The following is a 20,799-nucleotide window of genomic DNA, read 5'->3' as shown; positions in this document are numbered from 1 at the left end:
ACTCCTCTCTTGAAGAAGATTGAGGTTTTGTTTGGACCTAATCGGATCTGACTGGTGAGGTCCCAGAGGAAAATTTAATCATTGGGGAACTGATTTCTAATCATGGGAGTACCGCTAGGGTATAGTTTTCCTCTAGTCGTCGCTATTTTGCAACGTTTGAATCACCTGCAACCCCATCTCACGATGATCATTTAGCCGGGGCAGATCCGTAATCTCAATCACCTGGTTGTTGTCATCCCAAATCGCTAACAGGGGTATGGGCTGGGGTAAAAAAACAACCCCAGCGACACCCTCTGAAAGTTCTGCTGGGGGTTGACGAGGTGCTTTAAATTGCAGGGTGGTCCCATTAAAGGCCAACCGCTTCACCCCACTTAGCCTTGCCCCTTCCCCCACCATCATGGCCATGGCTATGGTCAGCCCTAACCAATCCCAACGATTTAGACTTTGAAACACTTGCAACAGCGGTGAGATATCCAGCACAATCACGCCATAGTCTTGCCAATTTGTCCAAAATCTCACTAAGAAATCACCAAACTGAGCTGCAAACTGGACAAATAAAATAGTAAACAACAACAATCCAGCCCGATTAAATACCCGACCCATCAGTCGCCAGCCGTCGGATATGGTCCACCCCGTCACCATTTGCCAGCCCCTATCCGTGAAGCGACAGGTCACCGACGGGGCCAGGGAGTGATGGTCCGCTGGGTGACGCTCTGCCAGGGGTTCACTATGGGTAAAGGTCAGCGGCAGTTGGAACTCTTGGGAAAGCACCTTTGCTTTGGTCAGGGTAACTTTCAGGGTGGATTCTGTTGCCATGGGTAAATAACTCTGGTCAGCTAGTCGCAGGTCAATATGCCAGACTAGGGCAATGGGTTCTCCCGATAGACCCACATAGACCTGCCTGCGACAAATTTCGATGCCCTCCACCTGAGTAGCGGCAAACTGTTTGCTATCGCTCTTACCATTGGGGTATGCCAGTCGCAATCGATAGTCTTGGCCTAACCTTTCCAGGGTTAGAAGGGCTCCCTGACCTCGATAGTACTGATACCTGGCTAGCCAACGTTCCACCCCACACAGGGCTGCCCCGACTAAAATCCAGGAAATGGCAAGCTGATGGGCAAAATAACTGAGCAGACAAAAGCCACAAAAGGCGACAAAGAGAACGGCTTGAAAGACATTATTGTCAACGGTTTCACCGTAGATCAGTTCGTCCCATACTAACTGTTGTAGGACTGACCGCAACGCCATGATGGCCCGCTTTACCAGCAGAACAGGGGCGAGGACAATGGCAAAGTCCGGCATGGATTGCTGGGGAATTCGCCCTTGCATCACAATGTGTCGCTTCATGGGTGCTATACAGTTAGGCCCCTATTCTGTAATCCGTTGTCTATCTCCGAATTCCATTCTGCATGCTCCGCTGAACGGCGGCCTGGGTCAGTAGGATATCGGCATCTATGCGGTTGCGTCGAGCGCTCCATAGTTGATTAAGGCTGGCCACCCCGGCCTCTTGGGCAATAATTTCATCGTTGTCAATTTGTTTAGCAAGTTCAAATTGACGTTTCCGTAGTTCCACTTCTTCGGCGGTGATTGTGATGTCGAATGGGGGGTCTACTCTATTTTCCGCACCTTCCGCGTTCTGCTTTGCCAAGATCTGCTGTGCCCGCCGCAGCATGATTTCACAATCGAGTCGAAATCGTTCGATAGATAATAGATCCCGCTGGGAAGTGAGGTTAACCTTATGGTCTAGCTCGGCTTCCTGTTCAATGAATTTGGCAAAATCTAACTGGTACTGTCGCAGTTCAATTTCTTCTGCGGTGACAATGGCTGGAATAATGGGCACCGAGCAAGTGCTAGGAACTGAATACACGGTTGGTATGGTGCGGGTCGCCAGCCTGGTGTCTGATGGATGGGGTGACGCGGCGGCAGGAATCGCTGGCGAGGGCTGAGTTTGTGCCCCCATGGCTGCTGTACTGAATCCTGCCACGGTAACCAACAAGACCACGGTGAGTAGCGATCGCAAAATCCTCGGAGCAATTTGCCACAGGCGCTTTAGGTATGTCATGTCAGGATTCAAGAGATTCAAGAATGAACCGATAGTATTCCCCAGGGATTCAACACCCCGTGCTGATTTTCCTGGGAAAACTTCGAGCTTGGGCGATTGATTATAGTCAATGGCCCATCAATAGCTACATGGCAGCTACATGACGATATCAGCCCATCGATCAATCAGTTTGATGTTGCAAGCATAAGATTAATTGCTGTGGGAGTTTATAGCAGGAATAAAGTTAAAGAACTCAACGATCAATCATCGATGAAGGGCTCAACCATCATGAATAGGCTTACCTCGTTCAAGATAATTGGATTCATATCCATTATTGTAGATAATCTATTAAGCCTATTGTTCGCCCTAGGTTGTCCCACTTAGTCTGCGCGTAACCCTTGCCATGAGTCTGTACAGCACATTTACCTCAGAGTCCGTATCAGAAGGCCATCCCGATAAAATGGCCGATCAAATTTCTGATGCTATTTTAGATGCCCTACTAAAGGATGATGCCCATTCCCGGGTTGCTGTGGAAACCATGGTTAAAACCGGCATGGCCATCATTGCCGGGGAAGTTCGGACCAGCACCTATGTTGACCTAGAGGATATCGTTCGAGATGTCATTTTAGGCATCGGTTATAACAGCTCAGATGTGGGCTTTGATGGGGCCTCCTGTGCAGTGGTCAATGCCATTGGTAAGCAATCGGCGGATATTGCCATGGGCGTTGATGAATCTGCCAATAAGGACCTGGGGGCCGGTGACCAAGGTCTGATGTTTGGCTATGCCACCAACGAAACCGATGTGCTGATGCCTGCTCCCATTTACTATTCTCACCGGTTGGTGGAGCGCCAGGCCCAGTTACGCAAAGACGGTACTTTGAAATGGCTGCGTCCAGATGCCAAAAGCCAGGTCACCCTACGCTATGAAGCGGGTAAGCCGATTGCGGTGGATGCGGTGGTGTTATCCACCCAGCATGATCCAGACATTACCCTCGGGGATATCCGCGAGGCGGTGATGGAGGAAATTATTAAGCCCGTGCTGCCCCCAGATTGGCTCCATGCTGGGACGCAGTATCACATTAATCCCACGGGGCAATTTATCATCGGTGGTCCGGTGGGGGATTGTGGCCTAACGGGTCGGAAGATCATTGTGGATACCTATGGGGGGATGGCTCGCCACGGGGGTGGGGCCTTTTCTGGCAAGGACCCTTCCAAAGTGGATCGTTCAGCCGCCTATGCGGGGCGTTACGTCGCTAAAAATATTGTGGCTGCTGGATTAGCCGATCTCTGTGAGATTCAGGTTTCCTATGCCATCGGTGTGGCAGAACCGACATCCATCTCCATTAACACCTTTGGCACTGGGAAACTGGCGGACGATAAAATTGCCGCTCTGGTAAGCGAACATTTTGACCTCCGCCCCCAGGGATTGATTGATATGCTTAATCTGCGACGGCCCATTTACGGAGCGACGGCTGCCTATGGCCACTTTGGCCGTGAGTTACCCGATTTTACCTGGGAGAAAACGGATAAAGCTGAGCAGCTGAAGGCAGCGGTATCGTAGCGGCTAGTTTTAAATGGCTATATAGTCTAAATATCGCCTGTCACTGAAAATTTAAGGAATCCATGAGCGCAATATTAACCAAGGACTATAAGGTTGCGGACATTAGCTTGGCTAGCTGGGGTCGCAAGGAAATTGCGATCGCAGAAGGCGAAATGCCTGCCCTAATGACCATTCGCAAAAAATACAGTGATAGCAAGCCATTGGCTGGAGCCAAGATCATTGGCTGCATCCACATGACCATCCAAACCGCTGTCCTGATCGAAACCCTAATTGAACTGGGAGCCGAGGTGCGCTGGTCGTCCTGTAATATTTTCTCCACCCAGGACCACGCCGCCGCTGCCATTGCCGCCGCCGGTGTGCCCGTCTTTGCCTGGAAAGGGGAAACCGAAGACGAATACATGTGGTGCATTGAGCAAACTTGCCGCACCCCCGAAGGCAATCTGTGGGATGCCAACATGATTTTGGACGACGGTGGTGACCTCACCGGTCATATCCACGAGCAGTATCCCGCCATGCTCACCGCTATCCACGGTGTGACCGAGGAAACCACCACCGGGGTGCATCGCCTCTACGAAATGTTGGAAAAAGGCGAACTCAAAATCCCCGCCATTAACGTCAATGACTCGGTGACCAAGGCCAAGAACGACAACAAATACGGCTGCCGTCACAGTTTGAATGACGCCATTAAGCGAGGCACTGACCACCTGATGGCCGGTAAAAAAGCCCTGGTGATTGGCTATGGCGACGTCGGCAAAGGTTCCGCGGCCTCTCTCCGCCAAGAAGGCATGATTGTCAAAATCGCTGAGGTTGACCCTATCTGTGCCATGCAAGCTTGCATGGACGGTTTTGAAGTCGTTTCCCCCTACCTCAACGGGGTTAACAACGGTACGGCGGCTAGCATCAACAAAGACCTCCTGGCCACCACCGATCTGCTCGTCACCACCACCGGCAACGTCAATGTCTGTGATGCCCATATGCTGGCAGCCCTCAAGCCCGGTGCCGTCGTTTGCAACATTGGCCACTTTGACAACGAAATTGACACCGCCTACATGCGTAAAGCCTGGCAGTGGGAAGAAGTCAAACCCCAGGTACACAAGGTGTATCGCAGTGATGACCCCCAAGACTTTTTGATTTTGCTATCCGAAGGTCGTTTGGTGAACCTGGGCAATGCCACAGGCCACCCTTCTCGGATTATGGATGGTTCATTTGCCAACCAGGTCCTAGCCCAAATGTGCTTGTATGAGCGCAAGTTTGCTGACCTGCCAGAAACGGATAAGGCCAACGCCATCACCATAGAAGTGCTGCCCAAGCGCTTGGATGAAGAAGTAGCTCGCTATATGGTGGAAGGCTTTGGGGGGGTGATTACCCAGCTCACCCAGACCCAGGCTGCCTACATCAATGTGCCCGTGGAAGGTCCTTTCAAGACCGATAGCTACAAGTACTAAGGTGCTCTGAGCCGTTTTCTGAGCTGAGACAATCGTTAACTCAGGCCCGCTGAACCTCCTCATTTTGGGAAAGGTTCAGCGGGCCTGACTTGTATTAGGCTTTTGCTGTGGAGCCTAACAGTAGGCTTTAGGCATAATCTTCAGGCACTTTACAGGAACTTTACTGGAGTGACAGAACTCAAAGAAATTAGCTAGGTTATTAACGTTGTCTGTAGATAGATCCGGTGGTGCAGATGCTCGAATCTAACGGATCATGGCCAGATCATGACCGTGCCCCCATAGCTATGCTGACGTTTTGATTTTTATTTTATGGGGAAATAATTCTTCTCATAAAATATGCTGAATTCGTCTGAGCCAGGGTGAACGTTTAGAAAAGCGAACGGATTGTATTGCCTTGATTGGTCCGACGTGACTTTGTCCGCCCAGGATAGCTTTAGATCCTAGATACCTTTATGCATTCCCCTTATACAAACTCATTATGGAAACTAACGCCAAGATCTATGTTGCTGGCCATAATGGCTTGGTTGGCAGCGCCATTGTCCGTGCCCTCAAAGACCGGGGCTACACGAATCTAATTCTTAAAAGCAGCCAAGAACTGGACCTTTGTCGTCAGGCAGATGTGGAAGCTTTTTTTGCCGCGACCAAACCTGATTATGTGTTTCTGGCGGCGGCTAAAGTGGGTGGCATCCACGCCAACAATACCTATCGCGCCTCCTTCCTCTACGACAACCTGATGATCGAGGCCAATGTGATCCACAGCGCCTATCAGGTGGGGGTGAAAAAGCTATTATTTCTCGGATCTTCCTGCATTTATCCTAAGCTGGCTCCCCAACCGATGGAGGAGCAGTATTTGCTGACCGGGGCGTTAGAACCGACTAATGAGCCCTATGCGATCGCAAAAATTGCCGGTCTAAAGCTCTGTGAAAACTACTGCCGTCAGTACGGCGTCAACTTTATCTCCGCCATGCCCACCAATCTGTATGGCCTCAACGATAATTTTGACCTCGCCAACTCCCATGTACTGCCCGCCCTCATGCGCAAGTTCCACGAAGCCAAGCTAGCTCAACAGCCCACGGTGGAAGTTTGGGGCAGCGGCAACCCCCTGCGCGAATTTCTCTATGTGGATGACCTGGCCGATGGGCTGCTATTTCTGATGGATCACTACGACGGCATCGACTTTGTCAATATCGGTAGCAGTAAAGAAGTGTCCATCAAAGAGTTAGCCCTAACTATCAAAGATGTTGTCGGCTACGCAGGCGAAATTGTCTTTGACAGTAGCAAACCCGATGGCACTCCCCGTAAATTAATGGATGCCTCTAAGCTGACTAACCTGGGTTGGCAAGCCCAAACCTCCCTCAAGGATGGCATCGCCGAAACCTATAATTGGTTCCAGCTACATTATGAAACCCTGCGGGGAGTGTAGGTAATCGTCAAGCAGGATCAAACAAACCCATGGGGCAGCGCCTAGCGCATCGCTATCGGATTGATCAACTGATGGGCCAGGGCGGCTTTGGCAAAGTCTTCTTAGCCCATGACGAACAGTTGCCCGGTCACCCCATCTGCGTGGTTAAACAGCTAAACCCGATCCATACCGACGATCTGGACACCGCCAAGCGTCTGTTTAACCTAGAGGCAGAAACCCTCTATCGCTTGGGGGAACATCCCCAAATCCCCCGACTGCTGGCCCACATTGAAGAGAATGGCGAACTCTATTTGGTCCAGGAGTATATTGCTGGCCATTCCCTGGCGGATGAATTGGCCCAAGGCCCCATGGCGCTGGATGGGGTGAGGCATTGCCTAGGGGAAATGCTGACGGTGCTGGCCACTGTCCATGGTCAGAATGTGATCCATCGGGATATTAAACCCAGTAATATTTTGCGTCGCCAGGGGGAACCAGGGGCCAGGGGCCAGCTGGTGCTGATCGACTTTGGTGCCGTCAAGGCCCTCCAGGTATCAACCGGTACGGGCCTGGGTGCGGGCAACCCTACGGTTGCCATCGGCTCCCTGGGCTATATGGCCCCCGAACAACAGTCATCCCGACCCTGCTTTGGCAGCGATCTATACGGATTGGGCATGGTGGTCCTCCAGGCTCTTTCCGGCCGCCACCCCATGAATTTTGATACCCCTGCCTCCTGTGAACGGGTGGGGGTATCGGTGCCTGATCACCTGGCCCAGTTTATTGACCGGCTGGTGCATTTGGACCACCGAGAGCGCTATGGCACCGCCATGGAAGCTCTACAGGTATTTCAACAATTGGCGGATGGGGCGACGAAGGGATATGGGGCTGCTCCAGGGTGGTCGGGAGGCATCGGTGTCGTCCAGCCGACCGTTCAGCCGATCGTCCAGCCGATCGTCCCGACCGTCCAACCGACGTCCCTTTCCCCTGCCTCGCCTCTCTATTCCCAGCAAACCTACCGTAACCGCCAAGCCCTTTTAAACAAAGTCCGCCGTTTTTGGATCGAGGGCGTCCTCGACCGCTCCCTCCATGGCCAAGTGCTACTGACCCTAGGATTAGAAGAACGACCAGAAGCCATTGCCCCCCCCTGGCAGATCACCTACGCCACGCCGGGGCAATGGGCCCAACCTCTACCAGCTGGGACCCAGGCCAGCGATGTTTTTAATGCCATCGGGGAAGGCCGCTCCCTACTCATTCTGGGGGAGCCAGGGGCGGGTAAAACCACTACCTTGCTGAGTCTGGCGCGCCAGCTTTTGGACTGCACCCAGGAGCACCATCGGCTACCGGTGGTCTTTAACCTTTCATCCTGGCTCCACGAACCCATGGAGCAGTGGCTAGTCAAGGAACTCAATAGTAAATATCAGATCCCGAAGGCCATTGGGCGGCGCTGGGTGGAGGAACAACAGCTGCTGCTGTTGCTCGATGGTTTAGACGAAGTGGCTCCAGACCGTCGAGGGGCCTGTGTTGCCACCTTGAATCAGTTCCACCGGGACTATGGTCCTGAAATGGTGGTTTGTAGCCGCATTCGTGACTATGAAGCTCTGCCCCAGCGGCTGCAATTTCAGGCCGCTCTGTACCTGCGTCCCCTGACCGATGGGCAAATTTTGGCCTATCTTAACTGCTCCGACCAGGGGCTAACGGGGCTTAAGTCTCTACTGGAGAAGGATGCCGCGATTCAAGATGCCAGCACCTCCCTGATGGCATTGGCCCGCTCCCCCCTGATTTTAAATATCATGGTTCTCACCTACCAGGGGGTGTCGCCAGAGCAGATTTTGCCCCAGGGCCCGCTTTTCCCAGGAGACCTGGGGACAGGGCTGCGTCCCCAGTACCAACAACAGCTGTTTGATGCCTACATTCAGCGGATGTTAGATCGCCGTCTTGGCGGAGATGAAGACTCTATCTACAGCGCAGACCAAGTCAAAGGCTGGCTGACATCCCTGGCCCAACACTTGGTGACCACCTCCCAGACCGTATTTTTAATTGAACGCCTCCAGCCGGATCGGCTGTTGCCGAACCAACGGCGGGCCTATGTGGCCGGGCTGTGGTGTTGTTTTTTTGCGATCGCAACCCTGCTGGGCTCCCAGGTGCTGGCCCATGACCGATTACTGTTAGGAGTATTTTTAGGCAGTGTGATTTGCAGCCGTATTTTTGGCGTCAACCGCATTACCCCGGCAGAGACCCTACGCTGGTCCTGGAAACAAGCCCGCAACAATCTGCTGTGGGGCCTCTCCCTGGGGCCGCTCCTCGGCTGGTGCCTGAAGGTGGGGTTTGGCCTGATCTTTGGCGATCGAGTCTGTCTGCTCAATGGCAGCTGTTTAGCCAACCATAGCCTGATTGGCCTTTCCTTTGGAGCCACCCTGGGGCTCACCTTTGGTTTAATTCGGGGCCTGAGCGGCAAACATATTGGCAATACCAGTCGGCCCAATGCAGGCATTTGGCAATCGGCCCGCAACTCCACCCTCTTTGCCCTAGTGGCCATGGTCACCCTGTATGTGCCGGGTTTTCTCCTGGGTAATACCAAAGCCTCATTTTGGGCAGCCACAGGTCTGGCCTTTGGCTTTGCCGCAGGCGGTGGCGAGGCCCTGATTAAACATGTCCTATTACGGCTAATTTTGACCTGTAGCGGCGCTGCTCCCTGGAACTATAGTAAATTTCTAGACTATGCCACCACCCGTATTTTTTTACAGAAAGTGGGGGGTGGCTATCTGTTCATCCATCGATTGTTGTTGGAACATTTTGCCTCCCTAGAAAATGACCATGGTCCCATGGCTACCCTTAGCCCCAAAAAAGTTGTCAACAAATAAAGACTCAGGGAAGTATCCCCCATCATCTAGGTTGAGTCATTTATTGTGAGTATATTGTGAGCAAATCCTGACTTCAATTAAAAACAGTGTATTCTGATACAAAGTAGATCTTAATAAATACACATGTACTCCACCGTGTTGCTTCTAATGGGAGCATTACTCATCGTAATCGTAGTCGTTTCAGTAGTCTTGTCTAAATTTAATTAGGGACTTTTCCCAAGATAAACCAGCTAAGGTTAACTGAGCCGTGGAGGTTACCCCTGTGGCTACATAACACATTGCTAGTGTTATGTAGATGTTGTTTCCAGCAAGTATTCAAAGTTAGGAATCTTGGCCAACATTTTGATCTCAGCAGCACAGACATTTTGTACCAGGGCAATGCTACGTTCACGCTTTTCTCCAGGGGGTAAGGTTTTTAGAATGCTGGTCACGATGTCCAATTTGATCACAGCATCCTTTAAATGTTGTCGCATATCCGTCACTAAACTAAGCTGGTCGTTGCTAAGCCCCGCGCGAAACTGTTGAACTTCCTGTTGTAGGGTGGTTAGCTGAGCATGATTAATGCGGGATTGGGCATCGGCTTTTTTTTGTAAACGAGTCTCAACGGCAGAGAGAACATCTGAACGGGTAAAGGGTTTGGTCAGATAGTCATCGGCCCCCAACACCATACCCCGACGAATATCTCCCTTATTTGCCAGAGCCGTTAGAAAGATAAAGGGAATTGTCAGGGTCTGAGGTTCTTGCCTGAGGGCCTGCAACACATCGTAGCCATCGAGTTCAGGCATCATCACATCGCAGATAATTAAATCTGGATTGTGCTCCATAGCGCCTAATAGACCCGTGACACCATTGTCAGCTCCGACGACGTCATAGCCTTCTAGAACCAAAAGCTCTAAAAGATTTGAGCGGATTTCCATCTCATCTTCAATGACTAAAATTTTGGTCATATTTTTGTGGTGCTAAATATAGCGGTGGTAAATACATTAGTGTCGGTCGGTAAATGTAACCCCCTATGCTTGTATTAGGGTACCCGTCAACAGTTCGGGGTTACCAAGGGGTAGGATCTCATTTTCTCTTTTCTCCCCTGGGGGCAGGGTGATGGTAAATGTGGTGCCTTGGCCGACCGTACTTTCAAAGCTAATCTGGCCCTGGTGGAGGACTACGGAGTTTTTGACAATGGCCAGCCCCAGCCCCGTGCCTGAGATAGTCCCGACGTTGCTACCCCGGACAAATGAGTCAAATAAAGTGGCATGGGCTTCTGGGGGAATACCGATGCCTTGGTCTTGCACGCGGATCTCAATCTGTTCTCCCACGGTGTTTAGATCGATTAAAACCGAGCCACCACTGGGGGAATAGTTGATGGCATTGGCTAACAAATTGGTCAGGATATGGCGCATGAGCTTGCCATCAATGGGATGGGGAATATTTTGCAGTTGCGATCGCAACTGCAATTCATGCCTATCCGTGGTGATCTGTAGCTCCTCAATAATTTCCTGGCAAAATTCATTTAGCACCAGGGGTTGGGGATTAAACTCCATGCGCCCTGCCTCTGACTTATTGATCAGCAGCACATCATTCAGCAGCCTAGTCATGTGGGTGGCGGCTGTTTGGACTTTTTTTAGATACTGATGTTGTTTCGAGATATCCCAGCGTTCACCATAATGTTCTAGTAGCTCCGCTGACGACAAAATTGTGGTTAGCGGAGTGCGAAACTCATGGGAGGTCATGGCCACAAATCGGGTTTTCATCTCGTTTAGTTCCCGCTCTCGTTCCAGGGTATGACGAATTTCGTCCTCAGTCTGTTTACGCTTTGTGATGTCACGGATAATCACGATCACTTCCCGAGTGTCGCTGCTGACAATGCGCGCCTCAAAATAATGCATGAGGCCATGGTCATCGCTGAGATGGAATTCGAGGATTTCAATTTCGCCAGTACTTAAGACCTGGTCAATGCATTGCTGCATCGCCGTTGCTACCGTCTCTGGCAGCACCTCTGTCAAAGAACGATGCAGACAATCAGCAACAACAAAGGGCAGGGTGTGGTGTTTCGGCTCATTGAAATTCACAAACTGGCCCTCACCCGTAATGCGAAACATGGGGTCAGGCATCGCATTGAGCAACGCTCGGTTAGTGGCATAGCTAGACTGGAGTGCCTTTTGTTCTTGTTTGAGCCGATCCGTTGTTGCCAATACCTGGGTAGTCCGCTCCTTGACCTGGGCTTCTAACTGATCATGGAGGACCTGGAGTTCCGCTTCAGCCCGTTTGCGATCCGTAATATTCACCAAATAACAGCGAATCAGATCGCTCTGGGGAATATAGTGGAATGCTTGCTCAAAAATCTGATTACCTACTTCAACATTACGGACAAACTGTTGTTGTTCATGGGTTTTTACGGTGTCAATGGCTCCCTCTAAAATAGGATGACTCAGTTTAGCCATGTGAAGGGTGGGAAACTGGTTGACGGCCGCAGGGTTGAGATAAGTCAACTCACCGTCTAGGGAGATCTCAATAATGGGATGGGAAAAGAGTTCAGGAAACGACGCTAATCGGATCACCGTGGCATCGTCATGTAATTGATCTACGTCAGGATTGGTATAGGCGTCTACGGGAGCGGCAATAAGAGTTGCCATGTACTCTGCCGCTTCATCGCTCCCCGACAACAGCCACTGCACATCTTTATCTTCCGCTACCACCTGATAGCGCACCTTAACCTTGGCCCCAAACACAATCTCATCCCCATGGCGCAAATTGTGAGAACTGCGTTGTCGACCGTTGATGAATAGCCCATTGGTACTGGGCTTACCCTGCAAATTTCCGTCAATAATTCTAAATTCATAATCGTCTTTCCCAGGCCGGGTAACCCGCAACAAAATTGCGTGCTGACGCGAGACTTCCTGAGAGTTTAAAACAATGGAATTACTAGCATCACGACCGATGGAACCGGAGTCAGCCTGTAGACTGACTGCACGTTTGCCTGCGTCATCTTCAATGATTAAAAGGTGTTGCATACCCATGGAGAACGGTATCAGTCAGTTCAATCAAGCCAACGTGTGATTAAACCTGAGATCAAGGTTCCCTAACTATTGGTTGTAGAGTCACGCCTCCTCAATTTGACCAAACTGAAGTGACTCCTTTCAGAGATTAGGATAGTTACCTCAGCCGCTCACCGATTTAGGTGTTGGGGGCAATGACTAACGGGGGGTAATGACTAATAGTTGACCATTGTCCTCATCCGTTAACACATAAAGATTACCGTCTGGTCCTTGGCGTACATCCCGCACCCGCTGGCCGATGGCAATGGTCTCAGCTTCATTAGCCTGACCCGTGGAAGTGATTTCAATCCGACGAATTTCTTGATTGACCAAGGCTCCAGCAAAGATATCTCCTTGCCATGCAGGGAACGTCTCCCCCGTATAAACCACTAAACCGGAGGGAGCAATAGACGGCGTCCAAACGACTTGCGGATCCACCAGACCCGGCTGAGACTGACGTGGACTGACGGGCCGATCGACATGATACTCGCGGCTATGGCTCACCAAGGGCCAGCCATAGTTTTCTCCAGCCTCTAGACGATTGAGCTCGTCCCCACCTCGCGCCCCGTGCTCGGTGGCCCATATTTGTTGGTTAATGGCGTCATAGGCCAGGCCTTGAATATTGCGATGACCATAGGTCCAAAGGGCTGATACACCTTGGTTACCAATGGTTGGATTGTCAGCGGGCACTGATCCATCATCATTGAGGCGCAGCACCTTACCTAAATAGCTATCGGTGTTCTGGGCCTGTTGGCGGATCAGGGCTCCGTCCAACTCCAGGGGATAGTTGCCGCCGTCGCCAATGGATACCAGCAGTGTGCCGTCGGGCAGCCAGAGAAGTCGAGAGCCAAAGTGCTGGGTCCCTGGCTTGTCAGGGAATACGGAAAATATCACCTCCCAGGCACCCAGACGGTCGCCTTCGAGGGGGGCGACCGCCACTTGGGTCCGATTGGCGCTTGGGGTACCGGCGGCATAGGTGAAGTAAACTAGGCGATTTTGGGCAAACTGGGGATGGATTGCCACATCCATTAGCCCCCCCTGACCTCGGGCCAGTACGGGGGGAATCCCGTCAATGGGTATCATGGAACCATTTTTCCAATGAACCAGGCGTCCAGCGCGCTCGGTAATCAGCAGGCTACCATCGGGCAGCCAGTCCATACCCCAGGGATGGTCTAGACCGGATGCGATCGCACGGATCTGATACGCCACCCCTGAGGTTCTAGAGGCTGATGTACCAGCGTCAGACAGGTCAGATTCTGATGTGTCGGAAAAACTAGACCCTAGGGGTTGGCAGGCCGTGGTGCTTAGGGTCGTGAGGCCCAGGGCTGCAGTAATCAGGGTTATCGTTAGGGCCTTGGTATTCAGGGCGATCCGTAGCGCAGCCAACCCTAGGGGATTGAAACGATGCATGGCATTGTCCAATGGCGACATGCCAACATTATGTAGCAAACCCCATGGGGCAGAAATATGCAGTAAAAATTTGCCCATGCATAAGCTAGACCTATGGATAATATGCCCCTGTTAAACCTTTCTCAGTAATGGTTTGGCCACCTGTCAGCCGAAAACCCTCCAAGGGATTACATAATAGAGAGCAAACAGCCTGATATATTAGTGGCTTGCTTATGTACAACAGTTAATGGGGGATACCTCCGCTGCTAGTCTTTTCCTATACCTCTGATTGACGGTGTTGGCCCCATGTCTCCTGAAGATGCCATCACACTGGTTGACAAACTCCTTTCACCGTATCGGTTAACGGCGATCCAAGAGGTCGTCTTTAGACGCTGCTGGCAAGGTTCTACCTATGCCCAAATTGCCACTAGTGAGGGCTACGATTCAGACTATGTAAGGGTAACGGGCTCCCGACTCTGGCAAAAAATTTCCCAGTCCCTGGGGGAGCGGGTGACGAAAAAAAATATCCATGCCGTTTTACGGCAGCAGGCCTATCAGCTCCATCAGCCCACCTCCCCCGACCCCTGGTGGCCAGGTACGGAGCAGTCTGATACCACATTTCCCGGTAGCCCCTTACCCCTGGGCAGTCCGCTTTACATTGAACGACCCCCGGTGGAAAACCAGGCCATGGGTGAATTATTAAAGCCGGGGGCGTTGCTCAGAATTCGGGCTCCGGAGCGATGGGGTAAAACCTCCCTGGTCAATCGTCTGGTAGCCCAAGCCCAAAAGCTAAACTTTAAGGTGGTCCGCCTCAACTTTCGTCAGGCTGATGGTGGTGTATTGGCCAATTTTGATAAATTTTTACGGTGGTTTTGCGCCAATATTGCCCAGCAGCTAAAGCTGACGGCCCAGTTGGATGATGTTTGGAACATTGATTTAGGCAGCAAGGTTAGCTGCACTAACTACATGCAAAGCAGCGTGTTAAACCCACTGCAGCAACCGCTTTTGTTGGTGGTTGACGATCTACAAGCGGTGTTTGAGCATGCGGCCATGGCCCAAGAATTTTTACCCATGTTGCGGGTGTGGCATGAGGAAGCTAAGAACCTGGCGGAGTGGGGCTACCTGCGGTTACTGGTGGCCTATGCCACGGAAGCCTATATTCCCCTCCAAATTCATCAGTCGCCATTTAATGTGGGGCTTCCCCTGCGGTTACCGGCCTTTACCCTAGATCAAACCGGGCAGCTGGCCTGGCGCTATCAAGTGGCTTGGGATGATGGTTTGATCTCACTCCATACCTTGGTGGAAGGGCATCCTTATTTGATTCACCTCGCGCTCTACAATTTGAGCGTGCATAAAATGGACCTAGAGCGCTTGATTGATGAGGCATCTCAGCAAAGTGGCATCTACAGCGATCACCTGCGCAGCTACCTAGCTATTTTTGAGGCGGAGCCCAACCTAGCGCGGGCATTTTATCGAGTAATTGAACAGGAAACGACGGCTGTATTGGAACCCATGGCCGCCTATCGGTTAGAAAGCATGGGTCTGGTCAACCTGGTGGGGAATAGGGCAACGGCCAGTTGTAATCTGTACAGGCGTTATTTTGGTGGAAAATTGGGCTCTGACTAGGAGACCCACCTGAGACTAGGCGTCAGTCACCCAGGCTGAGGTGACAACGCTGTCTGACAGGGCTGAGGCTAGCGGGCGCAGAGCTTGGATATGGGCAAATATCTCTTCGGCCGTGTAGGGAGAATATACGTAGGCATCGGCGCTGCCGTCGATATTACCTTGGCTGGTACAGGCGATCACTGGCACTTGGCCTAGGACGGAACTGTGCTTGATGCGATCGCAGATGGCCTCAGCCTCTTGCCCCAGGGAGGACTCAACAATAATTAACTCAGGCGAAATAAAGCTGAGCAAGGGCAGGAGCGCATTTCCCGGATCCACCTGAAAAACAGACAACCCGTGCCAATGCAACAAATCAGCCAGTAATGTTTGGGACTGATGGGTACTTCCAATAAGTGCAATAGCCTTCATAGACTTCATCTCCCGTGATTCTTCAAATCGTTTGGTAGTAATGATGGCGATACCAAATGTGGTGTTGAGATAGTGTTGAGAACGTTGCTATAAAGCCTTTCGAAACAAGATTCGGCCAAAAGTAAAGACGACAATTGGTGAACAAACACGCCCCCCGGCACATCTGCTCAACAAAAACAGGATTAAATTGTTTCTTTACTTGACTACAGCCTTAAGTGCAACTAGCTGATAAGTCAAACGATGTCTGATGGATTAAGTTGATGAATCAATCTGATGGAGCAAATCGCTATGAAAGCAATTTAAGGGAAAACACTGAAATTGTGTAAGGTGAAAAAAGTAATTTAAAAGCATGTTCTAACGGTCTCCCTAGATACCTCAACTACATAGCTGGCGATCGGTATCCGATAGATTTTCCCCATTTTCCAGGTAATTATCTAGCCATTGGCAGCCATCTTCTAGCAGTTGATCAAAGCTGCGACTGTCCTGCCAGTCCCACAGAATAATTCGACGGTCATGGCCACTGGAAATTAGGGTTTGGCCATCGGGACTAAAGGCCACCCCCCAGATGGGGCCACTGTGACCATACAGGGTGGTGACGGGGGTGCCGTCCTGTTGCCAAATCCGCACCGTCCGATCATAGCTACTGGAGGCCAGTAGCTTGCCGTCAGGACTAAAGGCGACACTGTGGACCCGTGCCCGATGGCCCTGGAGGGTGGCCATCAGCCGCCCCGCATCAGACCAAAGTTTAACGGTGTGGTCAGCGCTGGCGGACGCAATCATCTTGCTATCTGGGCTGACGGCAAGGCCCCAAATGGGTTCTCGATGCCCGTGGATACTTTTAAGCATCTCCCCCTGCTGGTTCCAAATCTTAATGGTTTTGTCCCAGCCTGCTGACACCAGATACTGGCCATTGGGACTGTAGGCAATGCCATACACTCGGTCTCGATGTCCTCGCAGGGTACGCACCAGTTCCCCCGTGGTGCGCCAGACCTTGATGGTTTTGTCCCAGCTGGCGGACGCAATTTCCTGGCCGTCCGGGCTAAAGGCCACTCCCCAAACTCGATCTTGATGCCCCCTTAACGTTTGCAGCAAGTCCCCATCGGGATGCCAAAGCCTAACGGTCTGATCCTCACTGGCGGAGGCTAGGGTTTGTCCATCGGGGCTAAAGGCTATCTGTCTAACTCGGTCGGTGTGGCCCCGCAAAACCGACTGCAACACCCCCTGCCAGTTCCACAGACGAATGGTTTTATCCCAGCTACCGGCGGCCACAATTTGTTGGTTAAGTCCCAGGCCGGTCACGGGACCCTCGTAGCCGTGCAGGGTTTGGGGAACTTTATCCAACTGCCACAGGCGCACCGTGGCATCATCACTGCTAGAGGCTAAGACCTTGCCATCAGGACTAAAGTCCACGCTCCAGGTACCGGCATCGTGGCCCTTTAAGGTGGTCAATGGAATGCCGGTATTGGTCCATAGTTTGATCGTGTTATCCCAACTGGTGGAGGCCAGCTGGCGACCATCGGGGCTAAACTCAACATTCCAGACCCGATCCTGATGACCTTCTAAGGTGATCATTGGGGTTTTGTCAGGGTCCTCCGGCGTGGGGCTATCGAAGCCTTCTGCGCTGTCCGCCAGCTGCCAAAGTTTAACGGTTGTGTCGTCACTGGTGGAGGCGAGGACATCTCCCCTGGGGTTAAATGCCAAGCCATAGACCGGGGCCTGATGCCCTTTGAGTTCTTGCAATAATCGGCCAGTGGTGGCCTCCCAGAGTTTAATTGTGTGGTCCTCACTGGCGGTGGCCAACATTAACCCATCGGGACTAATAATGGCTTGGGTAACGCTGGCCTCATGGGCTTTGATATCTAACAACAGCTTCCCGGTTCTATCCCAAAATTTTAGATGGCCATCCTCCCCAGCCGTGACCAATGTTTGGCTATCTAAAGAAATATCGACCGTATTGACTTGTCCCTTGTGGCCTCGCAGTGTGACGGGTGGGGCCAAAACCACGGGGATGTTATTGTCGTAGCCAATGGGCCAAATCTTAGCCGTGGCATCGGCGCTGACGGACACCAGGTAGTCACTGTCGGGACTAAAGGCCACATCCCAAACCGCATTGGTATGTCCAATCAGGGTGGTAATCAACTGACCGTTGGCATGCCAAAGTTTGAGGGTGTTGTCCCAGCTGGCCGAAGCCAGGTGCTGACCGTCAGGACTAAAGGCCACGCCGTAGACGGGGGCCTGATGCCCCCGCAGCTGATTGGCTTCGGTAATACTTTGGAGGGTGCGATGGAGGGTTTGTTCCACCTGTTGTTTGACGCTGGGCTGGGGTACCGGCAACTGCTGTAGCTGTTTGCCTGCGCGCACCGCCTCCACCAGGGATAACAAACGATTGTCCTGATTAAACAGGGCATCAGAATAGTAGCTGGTGGACAGGGCTTGGTTATTTTGGCTGGCTTGCTGGGTCAGCATGGTTTGTCGCGACTGCCGGTAGGCCAGCATGGCAATGCTGGTGATGCTGACGAATGCCATACCCATGCCCACGATCAGAAAACGCTGCAGGGTGACATTGCGCTGTTGAGCCTCCAGCCGTGCTTCAAGTTCTTTTAGGCGCTCAGACTCCAGGGCCTGCTGCACTTCTTGTCGGTCAATTGCTTCACTATCGGCTAAAAATCGGTAGTCTAGATCGCTGAGTTGTTGGTCCTTGGCCCAGACCTGAGCCTCCATCAGAGACTGTCCCCGCAACAATCTTGAGCGGTCCCTTTGGCCGGAATTCACCCAGGCCTCAAATGTTTGGGAATAGGGGCGTAGCCGGGCTAGGTGGTAGTCGATCCAGGGAATGTTAAATACCTCTCGGTACAGTCGATTTTGAATCTCCAACTGCCCAGCTTGTTTGACCACCAAGCCAGAGAGTAATAGTTCTTCTCGTAGATGATTATCTTCTAGGGATAGGGATTGACCCGACAACAGTTTTTTGTAACGTCCCAGTAACCGACTGATTAACCGGGGGCGAGAGAGGAGGCGATCTTGGATAATTCTGAGGTGGGGGGGTTCATCTTGGGATTCCCAGTTTTTGATCAGTTGCGATCGCACCAGACCATCCACCCAAGGCTGCTCAATATAGACCTCTGTGCGCGGGGCTAACCGACTGATCACGAGCTGACATAGCTTCTGGGTCAAAAACGGCTGACCGTTGGTCCAATCTAAAATGTAGCCCAGGGTTTCCACTGGGTTGCTCACGGTGGGCGTTAGCCAACGGCCTAGGGGCATGGCTTCTTCGAGGGTAAAGCCAGTGAGTTCGATGGCAGTACCGATGTTGAAGGGGGTGCGGTTGGGATTTTGGCAAAGGTCCGTTGGGGTGGCCACCCCAAATAGGGCAAAACTCAGGCGGCGGTATTCTGGATTGTCAACCCGCTGGTTATAGCAGTAGCGAATCAGGGTAAACAGGTCGTCGGCGGCAAAGGGTAGAGCTAAGACACTGTCAATTTCATCGATAAAAATAACAATGCGGTCAGCCTTCAGCTGCCGGAGGACCATATCCTTCATAAACCGCTCTAGGCGATGGACGTCTGAGAGGCTATTGCCCTGGTTCCACCATTCCTGAAAGTCGCCCCCCAGCCGCAAGCTGCGCCATAGCTCCGCCGCAATTCCCATGTACCAGGTTTCCATCGTCACATTGTCGCTGCCCAGGTTGGTCAGGTCAATGGCTGCACAACGGACGCCATCCTGTTCTAGACGATATTTTGTTTTTACTCGCAGGCTAGATTTGCCAATTTGTCGGGTATTAAACACATAGCAAAATTCTCCCCGTCCTAGGCCCTCATAGAGGTGATCGTCGGCCTGGCGCTTGATGTAGGTGGGGGCCTGGGCGTGGAGACTGCCGCCGACTTGGTAGGAGGAGATTGTTGCTGTCATGGAGAGGTGGGGGCAGGGGAGAAAGGGGGAAGAGGGGAAAAGGAGAGCGGGGGACCCTCAGCTACTGGAGGACTATTTTGGCGATGGGGGATAGGGACATTTGTTTACGAAACCTGATGGCTTGTTGGAGCAACTGCCAGGCTTTGGGGAAGAAGATGGCCGGTAGGCCGAAGCTGAGGGCGGTGGACAGTTGCTTTTGCTTGAGGGCGACGATCATCCAATGGAGGCTAAGGTACTGGCGGATATCCTGGAGCTGAGGTAGTTTATTTTGATGCTTGGGGCTGATGTGCTGGTAGATCCGTTCCTTGATCAAAATATTAGTGTCCAGACGGCGCTGTAGGGTAATTTTTTGATCGTAGCCGCCGGGCCAGACGGTGCGATAGGTGAGACATTTGTTAATAAATAGGGCATCGCCGTAGTCTGCGACTCGAATCCAGGAGTCAATGTCGTCAAAGCCGGTCATGGTTAGATCCCAGCCACCGGATTTGATCAAGGCATCGCGACGTACGGCCACCTGGATCGGGGTGCCAAAGGGAACTACTTCTAGAAACATGCCGTAGTGGATGTCGGCCTGGGGGATATAAAATACCTGACCGGGGCCAGTGATGGGGGTGCGGCTGAGTTCTAGACCGTCACCATCTACCTGGACGGCCTGGCAGGAGCAAATCACCGCTCCAGGTCGTTGTTTAATGGCTTGGATCAGGGTTTCGATGCAGGTGGGGGCTAAATAATCGTCGTCATCCACTAGTTTGATCCAAGTGCCCGTGGCTAGTTCCACCCCGGCATTGACGGCTCCTGAGTGGTTGGCGTTGGTGGGGTTACGGTGGTACAGCACCTGATCGCCCAGACTTTCGACGTAGCTCTGGGTGCCATCGGTGGAGGCATTGTCCACCACGATTACCTGGCAGGGGACGGTCTGGTCTAGGGCGGTTGCGATCGCACGTTTCAGCAATTCCAACCGGTTATAAGTGGTAATGACGATGCTAAACGATGGCATTTCCGTATCCATGGTGCCGGGCCTCTTTAAGCGCTCTCAGCTATTGTGCCAAATCCACAGCCAAGAAACACAGTCCAGCGGCTGCAATTAACCTTTGAACCAAAAATTTTAGGTAATTCAGGTCGATACCG

General features: G+C 52.0%; 13 protein-coding genes. 5 read left to right on the top strand and 8 right to left on the bottom strand.

The annotated features are described in order from the left end of the window. Window positions 1-132: 132 nt before the first annotated feature. Both VB741_RS18400 and VB741_RS18395 read right to left on the bottom strand, forming a co-directional pair. Window positions 133-1,347: a hypothetical protein gene (locus VB741_RS18400; protein WP_323366655.1), complete on the bottom strand. Its 1,215-nt coding sequence runs from the start codon at window positions 1,345-1,347 to the stop codon at window positions 133-135. 40 nt (window positions 1,348-1,387) lie between these two features. Then, window positions 1,388-2,062, bottom strand: a complete 675-nt coding sequence (locus tag VB741_RS18395) for a hypothetical protein (protein ID WP_323366654.1) — start codon at window positions 2,060-2,062, stop codon at window positions 1,388-1,390. A gap of 382 nt (window positions 2,063-2,444) precedes the next feature. Here VB741_RS18395 and metK point away from each other — a divergent pair, with 382 nt between their 5' ends. The 4 genes from metK (at window position 2,445) to VB741_RS18375 (ending at window position 9,307) form a co-directional block, all read left to right on the top strand. Then, window positions 2,445-3,602 carry a methionine adenosyltransferase gene (gene metK / locus VB741_RS18390; RefSeq protein WP_323366653.1) on the top strand — a complete coding sequence of 386 codons (1,158 nt, stop codon included), beginning with the start codon at window positions 2,445-2,447 and terminating at the stop codon, window positions 3,600-3,602. Window positions 3,603-3,664: 62 nt separating this feature from the next. Next, window positions 3,665-5,047, top strand: coding sequence for an adenosylhomocysteinase (gene ahcY / locus VB741_RS18385; RefSeq protein WP_323366652.1), 1,383 nt, complete (start codon window positions 3,665-3,667; stop codon window positions 5,045-5,047). A gap of 478 nt (window positions 5,048-5,525) precedes the next feature. Then, entirely contained in the window at window positions 5,526-6,470 is a 945-nt protein-coding gene (gene fcl, locus VB741_RS18380; protein ID WP_323366651.1) for a GDP-L-fucose synthase, read from the top strand. A gap of 29 nt (window positions 6,471-6,499) precedes the next feature. Beyond that, window positions 6,500-9,307: a protein kinase domain-containing protein gene (locus tag VB741_RS18375; RefSeq protein WP_323366650.1), complete on the top strand. Its 2,808-nt coding sequence runs from the start codon at window positions 6,500-6,502 to the stop codon at window positions 9,305-9,307. A gap of 287 nt (window positions 9,308-9,594) precedes the next feature. Here the strand turns inward: VB741_RS18375 and VB741_RS18370 are convergent, their stop codons facing one another. The 3 genes from VB741_RS18370 to VB741_RS18360 form a co-directional block, all read right to left on the bottom strand. Next, entirely contained in the window at window positions 9,595-10,254 is a 660-nt protein-coding gene (locus tag VB741_RS18370) for a response regulator (protein ID WP_323366649.1), read from the bottom strand. 63 nt (window positions 10,255-10,317) lie between these two features. Next, window positions 10,318-12,315, bottom strand: a complete 1,998-nt coding sequence (locus tag VB741_RS18365) for an ATP-binding protein (protein WP_323366648.1) — start codon at window positions 12,313-12,315, stop codon at window positions 10,318-10,320. 183 nt (window positions 12,316-12,498) lie between these two features. Continuing rightward, a complete protein-coding gene (locus VB741_RS18360; protein ID WP_323366647.1) occupies window positions 12,499-13,749 on the bottom strand; it encodes a PQQ-dependent sugar dehydrogenase in 1,251 nt (416 codons plus the stop codon). A gap of 285 nt (window positions 13,750-14,034) precedes the next feature. On the opposite strand from VB741_RS18360, the gene VB741_RS18355 reads away from it, so the two are divergent. Beyond that, window positions 14,035-15,354 carry an AAA-like domain-containing protein gene (locus VB741_RS18355; protein WP_323366646.1) on the top strand — a complete coding sequence of 440 codons (1,320 nt, stop codon included), beginning with the start codon at window positions 14,035-14,037 and terminating at the stop codon, window positions 15,352-15,354. A gap of 15 nt (window positions 15,355-15,369) precedes the next feature. Here the strand turns inward: VB741_RS18355 and VB741_RS18350 are convergent, their stop codons facing one another. The 3 genes from VB741_RS18350 to VB741_RS18340 all read right to left on the bottom strand — a co-directional run bounded on the left by VB741_RS18350 (window position 15,370) and on the right by VB741_RS18340 (window position 20,680). After that, complete coding sequence (locus VB741_RS18350; protein ID WP_323366645.1) at window positions 15,370-15,762, bottom strand: hypothetical protein; 393 nt, start codon at window positions 15,760-15,762, stop codon at window positions 15,370-15,372. Window positions 15,763-16,137: 375 nt separating this feature from the next. Next, window positions 16,138-19,671 (bottom strand): AAA-like domain-containing protein, encoded by a 3,534-nt coding sequence (locus VB741_RS18345; protein ID WP_323366644.1) that lies wholly within the window; start codon window positions 19,669-19,671, stop codon window positions 16,138-16,140. Between the two features lie 61 nt (window positions 19,672-19,732). After that, a complete protein-coding gene (locus VB741_RS18340) occupies window positions 19,733-20,680 on the bottom strand; it encodes a glycosyltransferase family 2 protein (RefSeq protein WP_323366643.1) in 948 nt (315 codons plus the stop codon). Window positions 20,681-20,799 lie beyond the last annotated feature (119 nt).

Source organism: Leptothoe sp. PORK10 BA2, from assembly GCF_034932105.1.
In the GTDB taxonomy this organism is placed as follows: Bacteria; Cyanobacteriota; Cyanobacteriia; order Phormidesmidales; family Phormidesmidaceae; genus Leptothoe.
This window is presented reverse-complemented; position numbering and strand designations above follow the sequence as displayed.